28 protein-coding genes are annotated in these 22,855 nt (G+C 34.9%); 7 read left to right on the plus strand and 21 right to left on the minus strand.

The window, feature by feature from the left end; translation table 11 throughout:
• Window positions 1-26: 26 nt before the first annotated feature.
• The 3 genes from AC0L0O_RS16405 to AC0L0O_RS16415 all read right to left on the minus strand — a co-directional run bounded on the left by AC0L0O_RS16405 (window position 27) and on the right by AC0L0O_RS16415 (window position 1,166).
• Window positions 27-662 (minus strand): cupin domain-containing protein, encoded by a 636-nt coding sequence (locus tag AC0L0O_RS16405; RefSeq protein ID WP_000535817.1) that lies wholly within the window; start codon window positions 660-662, stop codon window positions 27-29.
• A 160-nt stretch (window positions 663-822) separates the two neighbouring features.
• On the minus strand, window positions 823-984 hold the full coding sequence (locus tag AC0L0O_RS16410) for a hypothetical protein (RefSeq protein WP_000108702.1): 162 nt from the start codon (window positions 982-984) through the stop codon (window positions 823-825).
• A gap of 65 nt (window positions 985-1,049) precedes the next feature.
• A complete protein-coding gene (locus AC0L0O_RS16415; RefSeq protein ID WP_078438030.1) occupies window positions 1,050-1,166 on the minus strand; it encodes a multidrug transporter MatE in 117 nt (38 codons plus the stop codon).
• Window positions 1,167-1,207: 41 nt separating this feature from the next.
• Here AC0L0O_RS16415 and AC0L0O_RS16420 point away from each other — a divergent pair, with 41 nt between their 5' ends.
• Window positions 1,208-1,630 (plus strand): YfmQ family protein, encoded by a 423-nt coding sequence (locus AC0L0O_RS16420; RefSeq protein ID WP_000214600.1) that lies wholly within the window; start codon window positions 1,208-1,210, stop codon window positions 1,628-1,630.
• 49 nt (window positions 1,631-1,679) lie between these two features.
• On the opposite strand, the gene AC0L0O_RS16425 is transcribed toward AC0L0O_RS16420, so the two are convergent.
• From AC0L0O_RS16425 to AC0L0O_RS16445, 5 genes are read right to left on the minus strand one after another with little or no spacing between them, the layout of a single operon-like run.
• A complete protein-coding gene (locus AC0L0O_RS16425) occupies window positions 1,680-2,513 on the minus strand; it encodes a hypothetical protein (RefSeq protein ID WP_000755338.1) in 834 nt (277 codons plus the stop codon).
• 20 nt (window positions 2,514-2,533) lie between these two features.
• Window positions 2,534-3,796, minus strand: a complete 1,263-nt coding sequence (locus AC0L0O_RS16430; RefSeq protein ID WP_013246286.1) for an MBL fold metallo-hydrolase — start codon at window positions 3,794-3,796, stop codon at window positions 2,534-2,536.
• Window positions 3,793-5,463: an ABC transporter permease gene (locus AC0L0O_RS16435; protein ID WP_000248184.1), complete on the minus strand. Its 1,671-nt coding sequence runs from the start codon at window positions 5,461-5,463 to the stop codon at window positions 3,793-3,795. Before AC0L0O_RS16435 ends, AC0L0O_RS16430 begins: the two co-directional genes overlap by 4 nt.
• A gap of 12 nt (window positions 5,464-5,475) precedes the next feature.
• Window positions 5,476-6,501 carry an ABC transporter substrate-binding protein gene (locus tag AC0L0O_RS16440; protein ID WP_000714689.1) on the minus strand — a complete coding sequence of 342 codons (1,026 nt, stop codon included), beginning with the start codon at window positions 6,499-6,501 and terminating at the stop codon, window positions 5,476-5,478.
• Window positions 6,479-7,471, minus strand: coding sequence for an ABC transporter ATP-binding protein (locus AC0L0O_RS16445; protein WP_000354397.1), 993 nt, complete (start codon window positions 7,469-7,471; stop codon window positions 6,479-6,481). Before AC0L0O_RS16445 ends, AC0L0O_RS16440 begins: the two co-directional genes overlap by 23 nt.
• Window positions 7,472-7,633: 162 nt before the next feature.
• Between AC0L0O_RS16445 and AC0L0O_RS16450 the strand changes: the two genes are divergently transcribed.
• The gene (locus AC0L0O_RS16450; RefSeq protein WP_001050602.1) at window positions 7,634-8,527 is read left to right on the plus strand and encodes a LysR family transcriptional regulator; all 894 of its coding nucleotides are present in this window, start codon (window positions 7,634-7,636) and stop codon (window positions 8,525-8,527) included.
• A 40-nt stretch (window positions 8,528-8,567) separates the two neighbouring features.
• On the opposite strand, the gene AC0L0O_RS16455 is transcribed toward AC0L0O_RS16450, so the two are convergent.
• The gene (locus tag AC0L0O_RS16455; protein ID WP_000736432.1) at window positions 8,568-9,092 is read right to left on the minus strand and encodes a COG3014 family protein; all 525 of its coding nucleotides are present in this window, start codon (window positions 9,090-9,092) and stop codon (window positions 8,568-8,570) included.
• A 105-nt stretch (window positions 9,093-9,197) separates the two neighbouring features.
• Window positions 9,198-10,466, minus strand: a complete 1,269-nt coding sequence (locus AC0L0O_RS16460) for an MFS transporter (protein WP_000390449.1) — start codon at window positions 10,464-10,466, stop codon at window positions 9,198-9,200.
• Window positions 10,467-10,585: 119 nt separating this feature from the next.
• Here AC0L0O_RS16460 and AC0L0O_RS16465 point away from each other — a divergent pair, with 119 nt between their 5' ends.
• The 5 genes from AC0L0O_RS16465 (at window position 10,586) to AC0L0O_RS16485 (ending at window position 13,533) form a co-directional block, all read left to right on the plus strand.
• On the plus strand, window positions 10,586-11,797 hold the full coding sequence (locus AC0L0O_RS16465; RefSeq protein ID WP_473785885.1) for a helix-turn-helix domain-containing protein: 1,212 nt from the start codon (window positions 10,586-10,588) through the stop codon (window positions 11,795-11,797).
• Between the two features lie 66 nt (window positions 11,798-11,863).
• Window positions 11,864-12,043 (plus strand): H-type small acid-soluble spore protein, encoded by a 180-nt coding sequence (locus tag AC0L0O_RS16470; RefSeq protein ID WP_001025740.1) that lies wholly within the window; start codon window positions 11,864-11,866, stop codon window positions 12,041-12,043.
• A gap of 186 nt (window positions 12,044-12,229) precedes the next feature.
• A complete protein-coding gene (locus AC0L0O_RS16475; protein ID WP_000035416.1) occupies window positions 12,230-12,565 on the plus strand; it encodes an antibiotic biosynthesis monooxygenase family protein in 336 nt (111 codons plus the stop codon).
• A 2-nt stretch (window positions 12,566-12,567) separates the two neighbouring features.
• A complete protein-coding gene (locus AC0L0O_RS16480; protein WP_000727615.1) occupies window positions 12,568-13,173 on the plus strand; it encodes a dienelactone hydrolase family protein in 606 nt (201 codons plus the stop codon).
• Window positions 13,174-13,533: a hypothetical protein gene (locus tag AC0L0O_RS16485; RefSeq protein WP_431171146.1), complete on the plus strand. Its 360-nt coding sequence runs from the start codon at window positions 13,174-13,176 to the stop codon at window positions 13,531-13,533.
• A 25-nt stretch (window positions 13,534-13,558) separates the two neighbouring features.
• Here AC0L0O_RS16485 and AC0L0O_RS16490 read toward each other — a convergent pair whose 3' ends face one another.
• The 11 genes from AC0L0O_RS16490 to AC0L0O_RS16540 form a co-directional block, all read right to left on the minus strand.
• On the minus strand, window positions 13,559-13,729 hold the full coding sequence (locus AC0L0O_RS16490; RefSeq protein WP_000602240.1) for a DUF3951 domain-containing protein: 171 nt from the start codon (window positions 13,727-13,729) through the stop codon (window positions 13,559-13,561).
• Window positions 13,730-13,791: 62 nt separating this feature from the next.
• A complete protein-coding gene (locus AC0L0O_RS16495; RefSeq protein WP_000425934.1) occupies window positions 13,792-14,103 on the minus strand; it encodes an AzlD domain-containing protein in 312 nt (103 codons plus the stop codon).
• The gene (locus AC0L0O_RS16500; RefSeq protein ID WP_000029967.1) at window positions 14,094-14,819 is read right to left on the minus strand and encodes an AzlC family ABC transporter permease; all 726 of its coding nucleotides are present in this window, start codon (window positions 14,817-14,819) and stop codon (window positions 14,094-14,096) included. Before AC0L0O_RS16500 ends, AC0L0O_RS16495 begins: the two co-directional genes overlap by 10 nt.
• On the minus strand, window positions 14,812-15,648 hold the full coding sequence (locus tag AC0L0O_RS16505) for a TrmB family transcriptional regulator (protein WP_000343368.1): 837 nt from the start codon (window positions 15,646-15,648) through the stop codon (window positions 14,812-14,814). The genes AC0L0O_RS16500 and AC0L0O_RS16505 overlap by 8 nt, the downstream gene beginning before the upstream one ends.
• Before the next feature lie 17 nt (window positions 15,649-15,665).
• A complete protein-coding gene (locus AC0L0O_RS16510; protein ID WP_000205385.1) occupies window positions 15,666-16,376 on the minus strand; it encodes an alanyl-tRNA editing protein in 711 nt (236 codons plus the stop codon).
• A 117-nt stretch (window positions 16,377-16,493) separates the two neighbouring features.
• On the minus strand, window positions 16,494-17,267 hold the full coding sequence (locus tag AC0L0O_RS16515; protein ID WP_001013951.1) for a flagellar basal-body rod protein FlgG: 774 nt from the start codon (window positions 17,265-17,267) through the stop codon (window positions 16,494-16,496).
• 42 nt (window positions 17,268-17,309) lie between these two features.
• Window positions 17,310-18,620: a flagellar biosynthesis protein FlhF gene (gene flhF / locus AC0L0O_RS16520; protein ID WP_000446209.1), complete on the minus strand. Its 1,311-nt coding sequence runs from the start codon at window positions 18,618-18,620 to the stop codon at window positions 17,310-17,312.
• A gap of 14 nt (window positions 18,621-18,634) precedes the next feature.
• Window positions 18,635-20,701: a flagellar biosynthesis protein FlhA gene (gene flhA, locus AC0L0O_RS16525; RefSeq protein WP_000472551.1), complete on the minus strand. Its 2,067-nt coding sequence runs from the start codon at window positions 20,699-20,701 to the stop codon at window positions 18,635-18,637.
• Between the two features lie 23 nt (window positions 20,702-20,724).
• Window positions 20,725-21,771 carry a flagellar type III secretion system protein FlhB gene (gene flhB, locus AC0L0O_RS16530; protein WP_001030104.1) on the minus strand — a complete coding sequence of 349 codons (1,047 nt, stop codon included), beginning with the start codon at window positions 21,769-21,771 and terminating at the stop codon, window positions 20,725-20,727.
• A gap of 10 nt (window positions 21,772-21,781) precedes the next feature.
• Window positions 21,782-22,543, minus strand: a complete 762-nt coding sequence (locus AC0L0O_RS16535; RefSeq protein WP_001055696.1) for a flagellar biosynthetic protein FliR — start codon at window positions 22,541-22,543, stop codon at window positions 21,782-21,784.
• Between the two features lie 15 nt (window positions 22,544-22,558).
• The gene (locus tag AC0L0O_RS16540) at window positions 22,559-22,834 is read right to left on the minus strand and encodes a flagellar biosynthetic protein FliQ (RefSeq protein WP_001098085.1); all 276 of its coding nucleotides are present in this window, start codon (window positions 22,832-22,834) and stop codon (window positions 22,559-22,561) included.
• Between the last annotated feature and the right edge of the window lie 21 nt (window positions 22,835-22,855).

Raw genomic sequence — 22,855 nt, forward strand, 5'->3', positions numbered from 1 at the left:
ATAACTCTTCCTAAAAAAAGAAAGAGTTATTCTATTTCACATGGTATTATTTGTCCATTTAACGTAACTACTATATTTGACTCGTCACTTTCTTTAACGCTACTTATACGATTTGAGTTAGGAGGACCAATTACAACTGACTCCTTAATTGGCGAAAAGTCCTTCTCTAATTTTTCTGCACTTACCCCGTATGCAGCTTGAAATACTTCTGGCGGTGTTAATCTAAGTATGTCTGATCCTTCTGCTGTTTCAAACTGATCGTTATTGAAGAACAAATGTAATTGTACTTCTTCTGTTACTGCTGTGATCCAATGCCACCATCCCATTGGAATAAAGACAGTTTGCCCCGCTTTCACATGATAATTTTGCAATTGATTCGTTTCGGGATTTAAGATAGATGTAATTGCTTCTCCTGATACAACAACATCCAATTCCCACGCATTCGGATGCCAATGTGGTTCTCGCATATGTCCTTTTGTCATAAACAAATCAACAAACGCTCCACCTATCATTGCTGGTAACTGCGTTGACGTAACTTCATATGCAACGTTTTTCTTATCTCTTTTAAAAAAGACATTTTTTCTCGAATCAAAGAAAAGGTTTGGAGTTCCTGAGCTTTTCTTTAAATTTTTGTTATCTGGAACATAACCTGAACTACCCATTTTATCCCTCTTTTCCACTCCGAACATTTCGGCTTTCACACTGTATCGTATGGAAAAAAAACATGAATGTGCCTATCATTCACATAACAAAAAAACATGCCTTCATAAGGAGAGCATGTTTTGTGATATTCTTCACATTATTTAGCTAAAAATAAACTTTTTACTTACCATGATGTAACATTAAATCACTAAGTTCTTCTTCAATGTGATTTAATTTCGCAACGCTTTCTTTCCATTTATGAATATAACGTGAAACCCCAACGAAAAATAGAACGATAATTGTGGAAAGAATAATACCATACACGATTGCTACAGTACTCATAGTTACACTTCCTTATAATTAGTAATGTGGTTATTAGTTATATTTTTATTATAAACCTTTTTCTTTTAAAATACTTCGATTTCAACTTTTTGTAACAAAATTGATTTTTCTAATATTTCGTTCGTAAAAACGGCATATTTTTCACAAATTATACAAAACTTCACCTTATGTACTATTACCATATGAGTTATATTATTTAATAGGAAAAAGGGGATGATATAGTATGACGACTTGGTTTATTGTTATGTTGGTTGTATTTGGAGCATTTAAAATTATCGTTTCGAGCCTTCCTAACACTGTTATTGAATCCATTATTAGCAAGTACGAAACACATCCACAGCTCGAAGAAGAGAATGCGACTGTTACAATCAATGGAAATAACGTAGAAGGCGAACAAAAATCCAAAATTATTCATGATTTTAACGAAGGTTTATTTTTAGATCGCTATTATGCACCACCACACAATGAGGGTACGCCTTTAATTATCAATGCAAAGCGTGGCAAAAAGGATTTTATATTTTATATTTATAGTCATGAAGAGCATGTTGATGTTGTAAAGCAATATAAAAAGAAGGTAGTTGCTTATAGTTTACGCTCTAAAAACCTTCAAAATAATGATATGCTCGTGTCAGCTGATTTAGCGTAATACTCATATATAAAAAGGAATCCATGGCATATGGATTCCTTTTTACTATTTACTGAAAAATAAGTTCTGTCTTCAAACTATCTTTCGGTAACAGCCATCCTTTTTGATCTAAGCTCTGCATTAATAATTCTCTTTGTTCTTTTGCAATACTTGCCTCATTTGTTTTAAACGATACTTCTATTACGAAATCATCTTCTATTTTCCCTGTATTACTAAGTGGCCAAACTTCAATATTCGTTTTAATGTTTTCAAATTCAGCTGTATACCTTTTCATTAATACAGGCCCATAAATACGAGAATTTTTGAGCATTTCTTCTCCCCAATTCGTATACAACCATTTGTTCATTTTCCCTGGCAACTTTTCTATTAACATGTTTTGAGCAGCTTGTTCGTCTGGTAAATCAAGTACTCCATATCCTTTCGCACTGTAACTTTTCTTATTTGAAATACTTAACGTTTTCTTTTCAAATCCCCAATCTATTTCCGCATCATAGTTATCGGTTTTACTATCAAATCCATCATTTTTAGCTACTTCTAGTGCATCTTGAATTACACCGTTTGGAATAGGATATCTTTTTTTATATGTTAGCTCAAAATCTTTACTAAATTCTTTCTTTCGAATTCTAGCAAACCAACCTTCATTACTTAAATTTTTATTTTCCGTATCTAAAAATTGCACTTGTATTCTTTCATAATTTGTACCAGCCTGGAAATGCTCTAGTACATCTTGCTTCATCTCTTTGTTAGGACCTAGTACTTGTTCTGGCTTTAATAATAACTTCACTTCAAAACTAGGTGTCATTGGACTAGCAGCAAACCCTTCCTTATCGGAATAAAGGAAACAACAAAAGAAAATACTCACGAATACAAATACTTTTTTCATATACCTATCCCCTTTACATGTTAAATAACTTCTATACGTTCCATAGTAAGTGAATATACATTTTCATACCCTGCCGTGCTAAGCTTTTTCTGTAATCGATCTGTATCCTCTTTTAAAGCGTGTACTAACACCGTATGTTCCGGTAATAATGTATTTAACATCTCTTTCACATCTCTTATACTTTGATGAACTTTATATGGAACTCGCTTCACCCTACATTCTTTACCTATACGTTCTTTCAAAACTTTTTCTGCAAAACTCCCTTTCGCAACATGCCCAGTAAAGATAATAGAATTTCTTTCTTCATGCCGAATTTGTTCATAATATAACTGAGCCCGTTTCGTTTGCATATTCGCATCACTCATTACAACTATTCCATAACTATGTTGCGTACCGCCGTCATCATCCATAACTATTATGTTTCTTTTTAAACTCTCCATTAGCTCTTCAAGTTCTTTATTATTTTTGATCCAATCTTTATATAAGAACATCTCGTCAAATCCATCTAAAATTTCCTGATCTACTATAATGGGAAATTCTTTATATTTTTCATATAAATACAATACGATATCTTGCGCCCTACCAAGGGGTGGCAATGGTAGTAATGCTATCCCTTTATTCCCCGCAGCTCGTTCAATTTCTGTACATAGTTCGTTTACTCGTTCATGTTGCGAAACATCATCAGTATGATAAGCGGCATCTACAATTGCAACTTTTATATCGCCGCGCAATTTCTCAGGTAAATTCGCTCGTAGTATGTTAGACTCTGCTGAATAATCGCCAGAATAAAATACATATGTATGACTCATATCCACTAAAAACCAAACCGATCCTAATACGTGCCCACTATACCCCCATTGAAACCGCAATGTTGGAGTAATCTGTATCCATTCATTCGGATTACTAATCTCATCAACATATATATAATTTAAATCTTTCACATTTTGGTCGTTATATGGCACATTCCATCCTTGCGTCACATTGTAGTTTCTCCATTTTTCATAATAAGCGGGAAGTTGCTCCTTCGTATAACGAGTTGTCCAGATTTTTTTCTTATATCCATACTTCGCTAATAAAGGTAAGCCCATCGTATGATCTTCATGAATATGTGATAAAAATACTGCATCTAAAAACGGTACAACTTCCCGCTCTATTTTTGGATAACTATCCTCATATGATCGATTAATACCACAATCAAATAATATTTTTGTCTCTTTATTTTTTACGAAATAGCAGGAACGACCGTATTCTCCCGCTCCTCCCCATACTTCTACCCTCATCATGCTACCCCTTTTCGTTTTTGCTCCATATGCTGCAGAAGTAATAAACATAGCGTTGTAAGTCCAACTGAAACGACAGCCATCGCCATTCCAATAGATACTTCTCCTTGTTCAAATTGAGCAAAAATAAATGTTGCTGACGTCTCTACTGATGGAGGTAGTACGAGAAGCGATGCTACTAACTCCCTTATTGAGATTGTAAATGTCATCGCCCATCCGGCAAGAATACCTGGGATAATAAGCGGTAATATTATTTTTCTAAAAATATAAATATAATTTCCAGAAAAAATACTTCCTACCTGCACGAGAGAATCATCGATTTGCCCGAGCGATGCTTTTACATACTGCACCGTATAAGGTAAAAAAAGAACAACGTACGTTACGATTACCATGACTGGTGTATTGTAAATGGACAGGGGCATATAAGGGGAATTCCAAAATAAAATAAGCCCTACAACCATCACGATTCCTGGTACCATATTCGGTAACATACCGCACATATCAAGCCATTTTTCAGAGGACTTTTTCCCCTTTCGGATCATAAGTGCTAAAAACACTCCAATCATAACAGCAATAATCGCTGTTATAAGTGAAAAAAGAAAACTGTTCCATAAAGCTTCTAATCCTGGAGATCCAATTGTAAATAATGCTTCATAATGGCTCGTTGTAAAGTTATTTACATGTAAGCCGCCGCCTCTTAATTTCGATAAAGAAGCAATCAATATAGAAAAGTACGGGATTCCAATTGATACGATTAATAAACCAATTACATAAAACCATGCTACAACGCGCGCAAATATAGACAAAGTATACCTTTTAGATTTCACACCTTTTCCACTAACCATTGCATATGAATACTTTCGATTCAATACATTTTGCATATACCAAATGAGCATACATGCACTAAGTAATAAAGAAGATAATGCTGTTGCACTACTAAAATCAATCGGCCAACTTGAAATAAATTTATGAATTTCTGAAGTCAGCACGTGAAATCCGATTCTCCGCCCGAATGTAGCCGGTGTTCCAAATTCAGCAATCGTCTTTACGAAAATGAGTAAAGCACCCATTACATAACTTGATACTAATAACGGCAATATTATTTTTCTTAAACGATAGAAAAAGCTTCCGCCATGAACTGCTGCGGCTTCTTCTTTACTACTCCCAATCTGAAGTAACGTGTTTTTCAACATGAAATAAAGGAATGGGAATAAATGCAAACTCATAATTAAAACCATACCTCCTAAACTAAAAAACGAAGATGAAATCGTCTTTAGCATCGGAAAAAACTGTTCGAAATAGCCGTTCGGTTGCATGAACAAGATCCATCCCATCGATCCAATATACGGCGGAGTCATAAATGGAATCATAAAAACAATATCTAACTTACTATGTTTTCCAACATCTGTTTTGCTCATAATGAAAGCTAGTGGAAATGCAAATACGGTAGCCCCTATTACTACAAGTACACCTAGAAGCATCGAGTTTAGAAAAATGCCAGCTAATCCACTACTCTGCATCACTTCAAACGGCTTTAAAAAATTCCAACTACTATTTTCATATACACTAGAAAGTAAAATGAGAAAAAGCGGAATGACGATTAACATCGCCACAAGTAATAAAGCTACCGTCATTCCAACTTGCCTTACTGATACGAATCGATTTACCATGTAATCACCATCTTATTGAAATACTTTCTTAAATTGTTTTCCTATTTCATCTTGTTCTTTCTCAACTGTTTTCCAATCAATATTTAATACTGGAATCTCTTCCACGTTTGGTCTATTCTCAGCTTTTATATCTGTTCTACCAGGCAATAAATATGCTTTAGAAATTTGTTTTTGCACATCATCTGATAATAAATAATCAATAAACTCTTTTGCACCTTCTACATTTTTACTATCTTTCATAATACCTGCTGCACGTGGGCTAATAACTGTTCCGCTTTTTGGATAAACAATATCAACCGGTTCACCCTTTGCTTTTGCACTGTACGTCATATAATCAACACCCGCAATGACCATATCTTTTGCTCCTGTTACAACTGGATCTAATGCTTCTTGGTTTGCCCCTGCTACTGTAACTTCATTTTTCTTAAGCTGTTCAAATAAATCCCATCCATCTTTTCCATTCTTTTTCACATATCCTGTTACAAAGTCTAAAGCTGAACCTGAAAGTGCTGGATCTGGAAGATTCACTTTCCCTTTCCATTCTCCTTTCGTTATATCGCTCCAATCTTCAGGCGCTGTCTTCACATTTTTTGTGTTATACACAATTCCTAACGCTGAAGCACTATATCCAAAATAATGTCCTTTATCATCCGACCATTCAGAACGAAGCTTATCAGCTTGTTTCGCTTCTTTGTAAGCTAGCGTTTGACCATCCTTTTTTAATCCTTCCATCGCAGGTAAAGAAGCAAGTACGACTACGTCAACGACTGGCTTTTTCTTTTCAGCTTCCATTCGCGCTAAAATTTTTCCCGTTGTCCCTTGAAACATTTCTACTTTTATACCCGTTTTCTTTTCAAAGTCCTTTTGAATTTTTTCTGCTAATCCTTTTGGCCCTGCACTGTATACGACAATTTTCTTTTCATTAGTCGTTTTACTTTTTGCATCTGCATTACCTGTCTTTGAGCTACACCCTGTTACGACTGCAGAAAATAATAAAGTACATACAAATAAAGACTTAAGCGAACTGAATTTCTTCATACGATTCTCCCCCTATATGATGAATACATTTTTTTGGTACATATAACGATACTGGTTTCCCAATGCTTAGCTTACTATTGTGATAAGCTGTCCATATTCCGAGTGTCCCCATGTTTACTTTCACTTCATAACGTTCCCCTACATATGTAACGTGCTGAATTTCACCTGTATATATTTCGCACACTTCATTTTTCGTCCAGCTTACATGCTCTGGACGAACCATTTGTTTCCCCTCTACAAGCCAATTTGCCTTACCAACAAATTTTGCAACAAATTCATGAGATGGCTTCACATAAATGTCTTCTGGTGTTCCTTTTTGTAATACTTCTCCTTGTTTCATGACAATGATTTGGTCTGACATTGACATAGCTTCTGTTTGATCGTGGGTTACATACAATGCCGTTAAACCAATGGAATGAACGATATCCATAAGCTCTAATCGCATTTCTTCTCGCAAAATTGCATCGAGTGCACTGAGCGGTTCATCAAACAAAATGAAATGCGGCTTTGTTACAATCGCTCTCGCAAATGCGACACGTTGCTGCTGTCCGCCAGAGAGTTCATGCGGATAACGTTTCTCCATCCCTTGTAAGCGAACTCTCTTTATTGCCTCTTCTACTTTTTCCCGTAATTGATTCGTTTGCTTTGTAGCCCTTAAACCAAATGCAACATTTTCAAATACAGTCATGTGTGGCCATAAAGCAAAATCTTGAAATACCATACCTATATTACGTTCATGAGGAGATGTTTTTATTTTTTTAGTAGAAGAATACATGCACATATCCCCGAAATATATTTCACCTTTATCTGGTTCTTCCAGTCCTGCAATCATTCTAAGTAAAGTCGTTTTCCCACATCCCGAAGGTCCTAAAAGTGTGGTAAATTCACCTTGTCTCATAACAATTTGTAATGGCTTTAACGCCTGCGTTTTTCCAAAATTCTTTTCTAATCCACTAATTTGAATGTCCATCGTTTCACCTCTCTCCCCTCACTCTTAACCTGCTTTCATTCTATATGGAAGATTTATACTGAATGTTAATGTACTGTAAAGATTAAATTAAAAAACTTCTAATAAACTATTTATTTCTATAGATTTTTTCTATAGTTAAAATAAAAAAGGCGGCAATTCATAATGAATCTCTTAAAATTAGAAATTGTAGTGCTTATTAAGAAATACAAAAAGCTTACGATCGTTGCAGAAAAACTAGGTGTTAAACAACCTACTATTACATTCCATATAAAAAGCTTAGAAGAGGAACTCGGTGTATCTTTATTCGAATTACGTTCGGGAAGGTATTTCTTAACAGAGGCTGGTGAGGCATTGCATCATTATGCTTGTAAAATAGATGCACTTATGAAAGAGGCTAGACGGGTCACGCAAGAGTTTAAAGATTTTCATAAAGGCGCTATAACAATTGGCGCTAGCTATGTACCAGCGACTTATCTTTTACCAGAAATTGTTTATCAATTTCAATGTGAATTTCCAAATATAAAAATAACACTTATGGTAAAAACAGCTCCTGAAATTCGAACGATGCTACAAAATCATGAAATTGATCTCGGTGTAATTTCCGCAGCACCGTTTGATGAATCACTTTTAAAACAGACGAATGTAATGCCTGATACACTTGTTCTTGCTTTCTCCAAAGAACATCATTTTTCAAAAAAAGAAAATGTATCATTACAAGATATCGAAAAGGAACGAATATTACTACATCGTAATCCATCTACTACGAGAGATTTACTTACAAAATGGATGTTAGCTCATAACATTACATTCCAATCTGAAATTGAATTAGATTCATTAGAAACGATGAAACAAATTTTAAAATACGGTAATGGAGTTGCCTTTATTTCTAAACTTGCTATTGAACAAGAAGTACAACGAAATGAACTACGCTACATACCGATCCCTGAATTTGAATTTCAACGTAACATTTATACGATTCATCATGAAGACAGATGGAATTCTAAAATTATTTCTTTTTTACTACAGAGTATCACTTCTTATGCAGAAAAAAGTTAAAAGGCTGTCGTTATACACGACAGCCTTTTACACTATGAATCTATTTATTTTTCTTCGCTTCAATTTTTGCTTGTGCCTCTTCAGCCTTATCTAATGCTTCTGAAACTTTTTTCTCTTTTTCTTTCACATCATCTATACTATCTACAGCTTTAATGAGTTTATCAATTCCTTCTTCTTCTACTTTTCTCCGCTTTGCTACTCTTTCATTCACTTTCTTTTCTACATCTTTTGCTTTTTGAAGCATATTTTCGGCATTTGATGTTACAGCTGTTTCAAGCGCATCGTCTTTTTTCATTTGTAACACTTCATTTGCAATGTCTTTCGCTTCTAAATACTTACCGTCTTTTAATGCCGTTGCTCCGTGATCCATTTTCTCGGCCATTTCTTTATATGATTTCGCTTCATTTCCTGATTTCTCTTTTTCTGCTTTTTCAAACCACATTGTTGCATCACTATATTTTTCATCTTTCAATGATTGCATACCTGTTTCAATATATGTGTCATAATTGCTACATCCAGCCATTACGACTAATAGAAAAAGCATAACAAAACTTAATTTTTTCATGCTGTTGTCTCCTTTTCTTTGCCTGCTCACTATACTGTAACATACATGAAAAAGAGTTTCAAAAACTAAAATACTAATTTGGTCATTTTTATTATTTTCTTGTTTTTAAGCCGACACATCCACTTGTTTTTTCGCCATATGTTGCCTTACTCCAACTAATACAACTAACAATAAACCTCCGCCTATTGTCATCATAACAATGCTAGTTGGCAACATATCTAACAATAATCCATATACAATCATACCGAGCGGTGCGATTGCAGTCGCAATTGTTTCAAGTAGGCCAAACACACGCCCTAAGTAGCTCGGATCTGTCGTCTTTTGCATATGTACTTGCATCGGAATATTTACAATCATAATTGCTATACCAGTTAACATCATGAAAGCAATATAGTAAATAAAACTTGCTACTTTTGGAATGGTAACTAACAACGGGAATACTGTACATAAACTTAAACCTGCAAACAAAAACAGTCCAGTATAAATAGAACGAAACGGATTATTCACTTCTTTACGCACTGATAAAGTAATCGCACCCATTAGCATTCCGACTGCTAACATTCCCTCTACAGTTCCGAGTTGCTTTGAAGATAAATGCAATGTATGGACAATAATGTACGGAAGTGCAACGGTTAGCCCACAAGCAAAAAAGTTTACCCACAATGCTATTTTCATTAAACCATATATTTCATGTTGTCGTTTTACATATGAAAAACCTTCTTTTATACTCGTCAAGAAATGCTCTTTAATCTCAGCCACTTCTTTTTTATATAAATCAAATACAATAAACAATTGCAAAATAACCGCTAAAAAGAACGTAATACTATTTAACAAAAAGAACGACTGAATTGAAAAGAAACCAAATACAACTCCGCCAATAATTGGCCCTAAAATATTTGATAAAGAAGCTGCCGTTTGATTTAAAGCACTCGCTTTCTGAATACGCCCCTCATCTACTAAATTAGGAATAGACGAAGTTAATGCTACAGAATAAAAACTTGCACAAATTGATAATAATGCTGCTGAAATATAAATAAAAAGAAGTGATGGTCCAAATATAGTAGCAAGAATAAACATAATAAGCATCGTTAAACTACTTAATAAATCTGTACCGATGACAAGCGATCTTCGACTCACACGGTCAGCTACAGCACCAGCAATTGGTCCACAAATCATCCGTGGAAGTGACCCGCAAACGAGCGTAGTTGCAAACCCCATCCCTGAACCCGTTGTCTTTAATACGTATAACCCCATTGCGAACGTATAAATACTTGCGCCTAATAAAGACGTCATTTTTCCAATCATCATTAAAATGATATTTCTCGTTGCAATCTTCATTCTTGAATCAGTTTGACCTATACTTACATCTTCCATTCTGACACTCTCCCCTTAAAAGTTAAATTGTGTTAAACTTATTATATAATCAGCTTTCCAATTATTACAACAAAAAAGTTTAATTGTATTTAACTTTTTAATTATAAAGGAGCTACAATATGGCAACTCTCGGCGAAAAAATTAAAGCATTACGAAAAGGAAAAAAACTTACACAAACAGAGCTAGCAGGTTCGGAACTGACAAAAAGTATGCTTAGTCAAATTGAAAATGGAAAAGCTACACCTTCGATGAAAACATTACAATATATTGCAGAAAAACTTGGATGTGAAACGAGTTTTTTATTAGAGGAAGACGATGATGAAATTGTAGAACTCATTCAAAAAATGGAGCGACTCATAAAGAATAAATGTGATGAAGTATATGACACTTTACTACCTATCGTTCAAAAAGAGCTACCTTCTACTTTAAATACAGCTCGTTTATATAAACAGTTCATAACAGCAGCAGCTGTTATGAACGATTATAATATTGAATATTACGTTGAAACCGCTATTTCTATATTTGAAAAATATACTTTGTATCGCGAAAGTACTGAAACGAAACTACTGTTTTACTATATGCTCTTCAAGCAGAAAAAATATAAAGAATGTTTACAGATGATCGCCACAATTCGGGATGAATATAAGGCGAAGAATTTAGAAATGGATCTTATTACACATATACAACTATACTTAAAAGAGGCAATTATTTTACTCGCATACGGCAATTATGAAAAATGTGAAAAAGTCATTTTAGATGCACTTGCATTTTCAAAAAAACATCAAGTGTATTATAAAACAGATGAATTTTATCGCATTTTATCTTATCAAAAAATCATCACAACTGATAAAGAACAATATTTATATTACATAAAAAAATCGGAGCAATTTGCCATTTTTACAGAAGATACTTTATCCGCTGCAAATGTAGATATATTAAAAGCTTATTACTACAACACTGTTACGAATGAATATACAATCGCATTGGAACATCTAGAACAATTTCGAGAAAAACTAAAAAATGATCCAATTTTCCAAGACGATGGGCTGTATTATCTTGAAAAAGGAAAATCTTTATATGGTTTAAAACGTTATAAGGAAGCTTTGGAAACATTAAAACACGCTACCATACCAGATTATATGAGTCATCCACTTGATCAATCGTGGGTATTAACAGCTGGGTCTTATCGTGCCCTTTGCTATATAGAACTTCAAGATAAAAAATCTGCCTTAACAGAGGCAAAAGAAGCTGTTCAAGCAATAGATAGCTATCCTGATTCGATCTTCACTTCATTTATTAAAGAAACATTACAAATAATACAAAAACTTTAAGATTGTCTCGAAATGGTATATTATTCCTCTTTTTTAGCAAAGATAATAATGATGGGAGGAATATAAATGAATATTCAACGTGCAAAAGAGCTTTCTGTGTCAGCGGAGCAAGCGAATGTTAGTTTTCAAGGCATGCCTGTTATGATTCAACACGTCGACGAAAGCAATGAAACCGCCCGCATATATGAAGTAAAAAATCCAGGACGCGAATTAACAGTTCCAGTTAATAGCTTAGAGGAAATATAAGAAATGCCACTTCATTTTTTTGAAGTGGCATTTTTCTTTTTTTAGATTACTTATTATAAATTCCTTCTATTTTCTATTTTACAGAAGCTGAAAAAATAAGAATTTTTTACTTCTTTTCTTTTTGTGACCTGCTAAAATACAAACTATAGATTAATTATTCACACTATACATTAAGGAGGAAAAATAATGGCACCTAATTTAGAAAAAAACAATTCTTATTATGCAGTTATATTCACTTCCAATTTATCTAATGATACAGCAGATTATAGTACAGTTGCCGATAAAATGGAGGAACTCGCAAAGCAGCAACCTGGATTTCTAGATGTAGAAAGTGCGCGAGATCATTCAGGGCTTGGAATCACAATTTCTTATTGGGAATCACTTGAAGCAATTGAAAATTGGAAACAGAACGTCTTACATAAAGAAGCGAAAAAAAGAGGTCGTGAGCAATGGTACGAAAACTTCCACCTACGTATCTGCCTTGTTGAGAAAGAATTTAAGTTTCATAGAGGTACTTTGTAGATATGAAGAAAAAATTAGCTCTCATTGCTGTTCATGAAATATATGGTGTGAACGATCATATGCATCATGTTACCGACCAATTCACTTCATCTCATATAGATGTATTCTGCCCTAATCTGCTACAATCACAACATGCATTTCCTTATAGTGATGAAGAAAAAGCATATCATTTTTTTATGAATCATATTGGATTTGAAGATGGAAAAAAGCAAATTGAAAAATTCATTACTTCTCTTTCTAGTAGTTACACACATATTGGACTTATCGGCTTTAGTGTTGGTGCTACCATCTCATGGCTATGTAGTAACAATCCGAACATAGATTTTATTATCGGATGCTACGGTTCCCGTATACGTGACTATATTCATATGAAACCAACATGTGCTACCTTACTTATTTTCCCTGAAAAAGAAGCTAGTTTTTCAGTATCCTCTTTCATTCAAACATTGCAGCAACAAAAAAATCCTTTATTAGAAATACACCAACTACACGGTGAACATGGTTTTCTAAATCCATACACTGAAAAATATAACGGGCACTCTACAAATCAAGCATACAATGTAATAGATTCATTTCTTGTAAAAAACACTCTTATAAAGGAGATGTAAATGACACTTACATTACTCTTACTGATTTTCATGCTCATTGCCTTTTTCTTAGCGCTAACTATCATTTTTGTAACCGTAAAAAAGAGAGAGTTTTCCAAACAGCCCTATTTACAATCTATTATCGTTTGCATTTTATTTTTTACAAATTGGATTTTATATTTATTAACTTTTTATGCTTTACTTCCTGAAAAGATTAGTGAGTTCCTATTTCTTCCTATTTGGTTTTTCCTTTGTATATTAGGTTTTATCACTTTCTGGCGCGAATGGAGAAACAATCGTGTGTTCTCCATATGTCTCGGTTTTCTTTCCTTTATTAGTTTTTTATTTGGGCTGTTTTTGTTAGTTCTTTCGGGGATGTAATAGAAAAAGGAAGAAAAGCCTACATTCAACTTTTCTTCCTTTTATGTTTACCTTTAGATTTCACTGTCACTGATTCACAAGGTGTATAATAAATTTGAGGTGTCGCCCTATCAACAAACATCATAAACGTAATAAAGCCGATAATAAAGAAAATAAACAACGTTAATAAAATTGCTCCTATCGTTAAAAGTATCATAACACCACCCCTATATTTTTCATGTTATTACACTTTTCGCTATTATATGACCGTAATCCTTTTTAGAAAAAGAAACGTAACAAAATAATCACAATCACGCCAGTTAATACTGTACCTAATAAACTACGAGTATATATTGCGACAAGAAATGTTGGAATTGCTGCGATCAGGTAATCCCACTGTATCGTCTCATGCATAAATAAAACTTGTGCTAAAAGTGCTGCTAATATCGCAATTGGTATGTAATTTAACCATTTTAAACCCCAGTCTGGAATTTGTAGTTTACTAAATACGAGTAGCGGTAAAATACGTGGCACGAGTGTAACAGCTCCTGCTGCTAATAAAAGTAATATTACGTCTAATCTCATTTCCATTTTTCAATCACCACTCCAATCGTCGCAGCTAATAATGTTGCGATAATAACCGCTATACTATCTGGCATAAATAAGTGAGAAACGTATGCAAGTATAATCGCTACAATTGCAACAGTAAGATGAATTGCTAGCTTCGGTTTACTACTTATAAGCTGAAGTACAAATAATCCGATAAACATTGCTGGTAATGCATAATCCATCCCATACGTATGCGGATCTGGTATCCACTCACCAAATAGCCCGCCAATGATAGTAGCAAGAATCCAATTTAAATACGCTGTTACGTTAAGCCCGATCATCCATCTTTCACCTAAATATCCTTTTTGCGCCGCATGCTGTACTGCAACACCGAATGTTTCATCTGTAATTTGAGAACCAATTAGTAAGTTTTTAAATAGAGGCAGTTTCGTAAAGTACGGCGCAAGTGCAGCACTCATAAGAAGGTGGCGCAAGTTAACAAAAAATACAGTAAAAATAATTGCGGAAGCCGGTGCACCAGCTGCATACATACCAGCTAATATAAATTGGGCAGAACCTGCATAAATTAAAGTGGACATAAACGCAATTTCAATAATGGAGAAACCTGCTGTTTTTGCAATTACACCAGCTGCTATACCGATGCTTAAATAACCAAATACAGTTGGTAAACAATCTTTTACTCCTTGCTGAAATGTATCATCGCTCTGCAAAGCTACATGTGCCTCAGCTTTACTCATCCTTATCATCCTCCATTCCTTCCATAGTTCGTTTTCCTGTTACGACATGAACTAAATCTATATTTTCACGCCATAACGTATCTAACTTATCAGCTCCAAATTCCTTCGTAATTTCTTCAACCATAATATCGTGTCGCACATACTCTGTAGCAACGAGAACTAATGCTGGGTCATACGTTGTAACAGCCCACGAAGTGCTATCATTTGAGAAGTTCGCAATTAATACTTCTTCCCCGTCACGAGCAATAACAGTTAAATGACCACCCATTCTCTTTTCAACAACGTGAGGTGTCATATAATTATGGTGAAACGTCGCGCCTATTTTGGTTTCTGGCGCGCCAAATAAGATTGAAAATATATGTACGCCTTCCTCTTCTTTTTGATGAATGTATGGCTCAATTTCATGCACTTGATCTTCCCATACAGAAATCCATAACTCTTCCTTTGCTCTATTAATTATATTGCAAATTTCTTTTAAAACACGATCATTTGAGCGAATATGCGAAATTACATCTATTTGTCTCTCTTGTTCTAAACCATTTAATTTCTCATCTAAAAATTCAAAGGACTTCTCAAAGTCTTTTCTCATTCGATTCATCAATTCGGTAGCTGGTACTGGTACATATTTAACTGGTTCAGAAGGTACAATATGTACTGCTCCTTTATCCATTAACTTTCCGAGTACCTCGTAAATCATAGAACGAGGTACTCCTGTTTGTTTACTCACTTCATAACCTGTTACTGGGGAATGTTTTAGTAGTCCAATATACGCTTTACATTCGTACTGGGAAAATCCTAACTTTTGTAATTCCTTTATAATTTCATCCATCGGTAACCCCTCGCAATCTAGATCGCTCTAACTTCAAAGCGACGATTTTGCTTCCCTTTACTTTTTACTTTATCAATAACAAGTGTTCCTACTTCACTTGTGTTTTTTACATGTGTGCCTCCACAAGCTTGTTCGTCTAAATTTTCAATTGTAACAATGCGGATTTCTTGTATAGTAGCTGGCAGGAGGTTTATTGCTGTTTTAATCATTCCTACAGCATTTTCTGCTTCTTCGCGGCTCATATAACGAGTGGAAATTTCTTTATTTTGTTCAATAAGTTTATTCACTTCCTTAACAATTTCTTCTACTTCCACGCTCGATAACTCTTGTAACTCATTAAAATCAATACGTGCTTTGTCAGGATAAATTTGATTTCCAGTGCAGAGAGCTCCATATTTTTCATAAACGACAGCTCCGATAAGATGCAGTAAAGAGTGATGACGCATTAAATTATGACGTCTTTCCCAATTAATCTCTAATTTAACGGGACCTAATTTTACTTGAGCTCCATCTTTTATATAGTGAACTATTTCTCCCTGCTCCTTCTTTACCTTTTCAACCTCAAATACAGACCCGTCTTGTACAATGACACCCGTATCACATTCCTGCCCCCCACCAGTTGGATAAAAAACTGTTTCTTTTACAAATACTTTATTCCCTTCTACTTTTATCACTTCTGTTTCGCAACTCGTTTTGTATGCATCTTCTAAATATAATGCCGTTGTCATACTCTCACCTCTTTAGTAGTTATAGTTATACCTACTAATATAAAAAAGAAGCTCCACAAAGTCAATTGATAATTCTGAAATTTAAAATTAATAAAAGACTCCTTTATTAGGAGTCTCCTATCTCAATATTTCATTCGCTTCTTTTTCATAAATTTTATCAAATGAAGTCATAACGCGTTGTGATGCTGAAATCATTCTTTGATCCGTCATAAGATCTGCCATCTCTTTCGTCATATCTACATTTGAATTTTCTAGCATATGGTTTTTTACTAAGCCTGTTCCGTTCGGTAGATCAGCAATGTTTCCTTCTGCTAGTGTAAAGCTTTTGTTCTCTCTTTGTACAAGACGATTATTTGCTTCTGCACCTACTGTTTTTGTTTGCAAGCGAGCAATATTGTTTTGTGTTACTGCATCATATAACGTACCGTCTGCTTGTACAGCTACTTTTGCTCCTTCTGGAATACGAATACGTTCATTATTCTCTCCCATTACGAAAGCGCCTGAAGTTGTTTGTAAATAACGATCACTATTTAATGTAAAACTACCGTCTCTCGTTAAAAACGTTTCATTATTTTTAGATGTAACGAAAAACGAAGCTGTGCCTGCAGTTCCATCATCTAAAAAGAAATCTGTAGCACTATTTGTCATTTGTATATTTCCTTGTACTAAGTTCACATGCGTTGCGGCTGGTACTACAGCGTAATCGACCGAACCGATATTTGTTACAGCACCATCTCCGCGGCGATATGTGTCTTGTACATCAAATACTTTAGAAGTCATATTTTCTGCTTTAAATCCTGTCGTTTGAGCATTTGCAACGTTATTTGAATGAACATTAATACGCTGCATGTAATTCATCATACCCATAGAGCCTATATAAAGACCGTTCATACTCGTTTGAATAAGGCAATCGCCTTATCCTTCACCTCTTTTCTATGATGTTTGCAACATTTGTTTCGCTAAATGTTCAGCTGTAGCGATATGGATATGTTGCTTCACGTCTTGTCCGTCTGTCATTAATACAATGGGAGCTGCTGATACTGCTGGAATTTTCAACAACTCACCACTACTTGCTGTTTCATCAAATTTCGTAAACACGATACCATCAATATGAATATCTTTAAAGTTCGTAATGATTTCAATCATATCTTTACTTTTCATCGAAGCTGATAACGTTAAACAAATATAATCTGGCTCTACTTGTCCCATCGTTTCAATCATTTCTTCCACTGTTTCTGACGCACGATAATTTTTTCCAGCTGTATCAATTAAAATATAATCGACGCGCGCTTCTTCTTTAAAATACGTAAGCGCTCTTGTCATTGCAGCTTCATCACGTACAGCGATTACTTCAAATCCAATTGTCTTTACGTAATCTTGCAGTTGCTGAACTGTCCCAATGCGAGAATGGTCTGTCGTAATAAAACCAACCGTTTTTTTCTTACCGTGAAACTGCCACGCCATTTTCGCAAGTGTCGTCGTTTTTCCAACACCAGTTGGACCGATTAATGCAATTGTTTGTACTTCTTTTTCAAATACGTTTTCTGTGTTGAAATGAGATCTCATATCTTCCAATATATATTCGATCACTTCTTCTTCTGTAATCATCGTTGCATTCTCAAACTTCACTTTTAGCTTTTCAGCATATGCATGAATGAAGTATTGTTCTACATCGTTTTGCTCTAGCATGCGAATTACTTTTTGAATAATAAATGGTACAGATTCTTGCTTTTCTTTTTTTACAACTACTTCTTCTTTCTTGACAGGAACGACTTTTTTCACAGCTTTTTGCTTTTTCGTTACTTTCGTTTCTTCCGTCTGTTTCACAACGACGATTCCTTTTTCAAACAGCTTTAATAGTTTCTCTTTCTTTCTTGCCCATTCTTCACTATTTCCTGTTTGCATCGCCGCGTATGACATAGGAGTCGTCACGTTTTCTAAATTATGCAGTACCGATTGAATTCCGTTCGCCTTCATGATTTGTTCTGAAGGATCATTCACAACATCCATTAATTGTTCATGAAATTGAGCTGTACCTTCGTTCACTTCTTCCTGTTTTTCTTCAGGAAAAGCAACTAACATTTCATAATTCTTTTTCCAAAAAAACGGGATATTTCGTTTTACACTTTCATCGACAACGTAATAATAATCTGTACCATATTGGTCAAATAACTTTCGATACAATTCATTTTTCGAAGCTGCTTTTATTCGCATTAACGCTTCTTTCTTTTCTGTACTTTCCATTACTTCACCCCCTACTATTCAATATAGGCAATTTGATCTACAACAATTTCTGGTGCTAATTCGCTAATACAAAGTACTTGCGCTTCTACTTGGTAGCGCTCAAGAAGTCTTACAATCGCAAATCTGAAATCTTTTCTACGCGTTAATAATACTGGTTCTCTTCCCATTAACCTCGCTTGTTTAAATACGCGTTGTACTTGCTCAACGACTCGCGTTTCTAAATCTAAATCCCAGTTTAATAAATAACCTTGATAAGAATTGTTCACAACGTCTGCGTCTAACTCAATTGTATCTGAGAAGAGCGCCGCATATATTTTACCGTCAGGATTTTTCGCATTTTCACAAATAACTTTTGAAATACATTCACGGACGAATGATGTTACACCGTCAACATGATTTTGATAAATTTCTTTTCCGTCAATAATACCTTCAATAATGGTTGGTAAATCACGAATAGAAATACCTTCTTTTAGCAATTGCTTAATAACATTTTGAACAAGTGATAAGTCAATTTCTTTCTTCTTAATCTCTTCTAATAAAACGCCGTTATCATTTTCAAGCGAGTTAATTAAGTCTTTTACATGTTGACGCTGAATTAACTCATGAAGATTACGTCTAACGACAACATCTAAATGCGTAATTAATATGCTAAGTGGCTCTAATACTTGATAGCCTTTCATTTGTGCATCTTGTACCATATGCTCTAAAATCCAATATCCATCCTCGCCAAAAATTGGATCTTTCGCTGGTTCTGCATCTAAATCGGCCATTACGTTCGGTGTTTTCAGTGCTAATAAGTAACCTGATTTTAAAACACCTTCAGCTGCCTTCGCACCTTTAATACGAATAATGTAACGTCCACGTGGTCTAAAACTCGTATTATCTTTAAAGTTAATTCCAGGAACGTTAATACCAAGGTCGGTAATAATCGATTTCCTCATAAGAACAACTTTATCACGAGCTGTTTCTCCGTTAATTTTCTGCTTTACAAGTGCTGCTAAATCTAAGCCGAGCTCTACTATAATTGGATATTTATCTGTAAATACGCCAAATGAATCTTCCACTTGTTGCAGTTGCTCATCTTCACCTTGAATCATTTCTATTTCTTTTTGAAGCTCGTCTTCTTTTTCTTTCTTTATTCGGTTTTTATTACGAATTCCTAAGAAGATAATTGTTCCACCAACGAGTGCGAACGGTAGAAACGGTAGCGGAGTAAAAATACCCATTGCGATAAATAAACCACCGAGTGCATATACAACAACTTCATGTGCTAATAACTCTTTAAAGATTCCTTCCGTTACCGTATCCGGTGAACCGTCAAATACACGCGTTACGATAATACCAGTTGAAATCGCAAGCATTAAGGAACCAATTTGGTTTACAATTCCGTCACCGACTGTTAACTGTGTATAATGAAGGGCTGCTTCACCAAAGCTCATTCCTTGCTGCATCATTCCGACAATTAAGCCAAAAATAATGTTTACGAATAAAATGACAATGCCGAAAATAACGTCCCCTTTAATGAACTTCCCGGCACCATCCATCGCCCCGTAAAACTCTGTTTCCATATTTAATTTTTTTCGTTTTGCTTGTGCATCTTTTTCTGTAATAATACGCTGGTTTAAATCAGCATCGATTGACATTTGTTTCCCTGGTAAAGAATCAAGTGTAAAACGAGCTGCAACTTCAGCTGTACGAGATGCACCGTTTGCAACGATAAACTGGAATATGATTAATACTGTAAAAATAACGATACCAATTAATAAGTTCCCGCCAATTACGAATTGACCGAACTCTTCAATAACATGACCCGCATTTCCGTTTGTCAAAATCGCTCGCGTCGTCGATACGTTAATCGATACGCGGAAAATCCCGATTAATAACAACATCGTCGGAAATGACTTTAATTCATCCCACTCGTTAATACTTGTTGCTCGCATATAAATAAGCACTGACATACTTAGTAGAAAAACGATAATGATATCAAGTATAAATGGTGGAAGTGGAATTAAGAGCGCCACTACGAATGACGCTGCTAAAAAGATAGAAAAATAGGTTCTTGCAGAATCTATCTTAAACAAAGAGATCTCCTCCAAACGCGCTATTATACTTCAAGTTCGTTCGTTTGAATTAAATAGCGCATAACTTCAATTACAGCTACGTATAAATCTTCTGGAATCGTCTCATCTTCCTCGACTTGATAATATAAAGAACGAGCAAGCGGACGGTTTTCCACCATTGGTATTTCTTGTTCACGGGCAAGTGTTCGTATATATAATGCGAGTTCATCTTCCCCTTTTGCAACGACAATCGGTGCTGCGTCAACGTGTTTATTGTACCTGAGTACGACCGAAATATGAGTCGGGTTATTTACAATAAATGTTGCGCCATCCATCTTCTTCGCAATTGTTCCTTGCAATATGGCATGCATAAAGTTTTTTCGTTTTCCCTTTACTTGCGGGTCCCCTTCATTATCTTTATGCTCTTGTTTTACTTCTTCTTTTTTCATCTTAATATCTTGTTCGTACTCCCACTTTTGATAAATGAAATCAATAATAGAAAGAACGATTAATATAATTAAAATAGCTAAGAAGATAAATTTAATTTGCCTAATAATTTCAGTAAGTGACGCAGTCCAGTTAAATCCAATCATACTCACGATTTTCTCTAAATTCTTTTTAAAGAGAACGTAAGCGACATAACCAATTAACCCCATATAAAACAGTGATTTCAAAATATCTACTAAACTTTTACGACTAAACAATCTCGTAAAATAGTTTTTCGGGTTAATACGTGACGCTTTCGGCTTAATGACTTTAGAAGAAAATAAGAAACCGACTTGAATCATATAATTGAATAAATGAAAAGCGTATACGAGTATTAATATCGGAGCTGATACTTTTAGTAGTAAAATCCCCATCATATAAAAATACTCGGTCGAATCTGTATTTTTTCCAATTTGATCAAACAGCACCGATACAGAATTGGCAATCTCAAACCCTAGCCAATCTCCGAAAAAGTAAACGACAACTGCTAACACAAGTATGGAAAATAAATTATTTAAATCTTTACTCCGGGCAATATTCCCTTCTTCACGCGATTTCTTACGCTTCTGCGGGGTGGCCTTTTCTGTTTTATTATCCTTTGCCATGTGCGTCCCCCTACTTCGTTAAGAAAAAGTTAAATAGTTTCGTATATTCTTCAAGCAATACATCCGTCATATTTTTAAACACATAACCGAGCATTGGTACACTCATCGCAATAAACAAAATGCCACACGTAATTTTAATTACAAATGCATTCATAAAAATATTTAGTTGCGGAGCGTTTTTTGCGATTAAAATTAAAACAAAGTTAATGATGAACAAACTTCCCATGAGCGGAAGAGCAATTTCAACCGCTGATGTGATCGCAAATAATAACGTTGCGAGTAGACTATCTAAAAAACTAGTCGTCAGCAATTTTGAAATCGCCTCTGTATATTGAAACGACTTTAAAATCGTGGCAACGAAATAATTAATGCCGCCAAGTGAAATAAAAATAATGAGAAAAAATATATCAAAAATGGTTGATAGTAAAGTAGACTGTGAACCTGCGTTTACATCAAACAAACTTGCTTGTGATAAACCGATATCAAAGTCTAAAATATGCCCGGCCATTTTTGGAATGTTCCACAGCATTTCTACAATTTTTGAAAGCGATAGTCCAATTACAATTTGCGTTCCTGCATATGCTGCAACGTCCCAAACTGTCTTTATGTGAGAGACATCAACTTGATCGGCCACTGTAATGGAAAGAGCAAGTCCAAATGTAACCTTCGCCATTGCTGGAATGGATCGACCTGAGAAAAACGGTAAAAAATATAAAAATGAAGTAATGCGGCAAAACGCAAAAAACGTCGCCGCCCATAATTCCATATTCATTTCAGTTCCCCTATCTTAGTACGAACGCAATAGCGATGGAATTTTATCAAATAAATCTAAAATAAGCGTCGTTAACTCTTGAAACATCCACGGACCTAAAATGATAATAACGAGTACAATACTCGCCATTTTCGGTAAAAACGTCAGCGTTTGCTCTTGAATTTGCATCATCGCCATAATGACAGCGATGATAATAACGACAATCATACTAACGCCGGCAACCGGCATTAAAATCATAACCCCTTTATAAAAAAAGGTTTGAAAAATATCTATAATTGGTGACGTATTCATTTATATGACTCCTATCACATA

This window comes from Bacillus sp. GS3m_15504, from assembly GCF_055825275.1.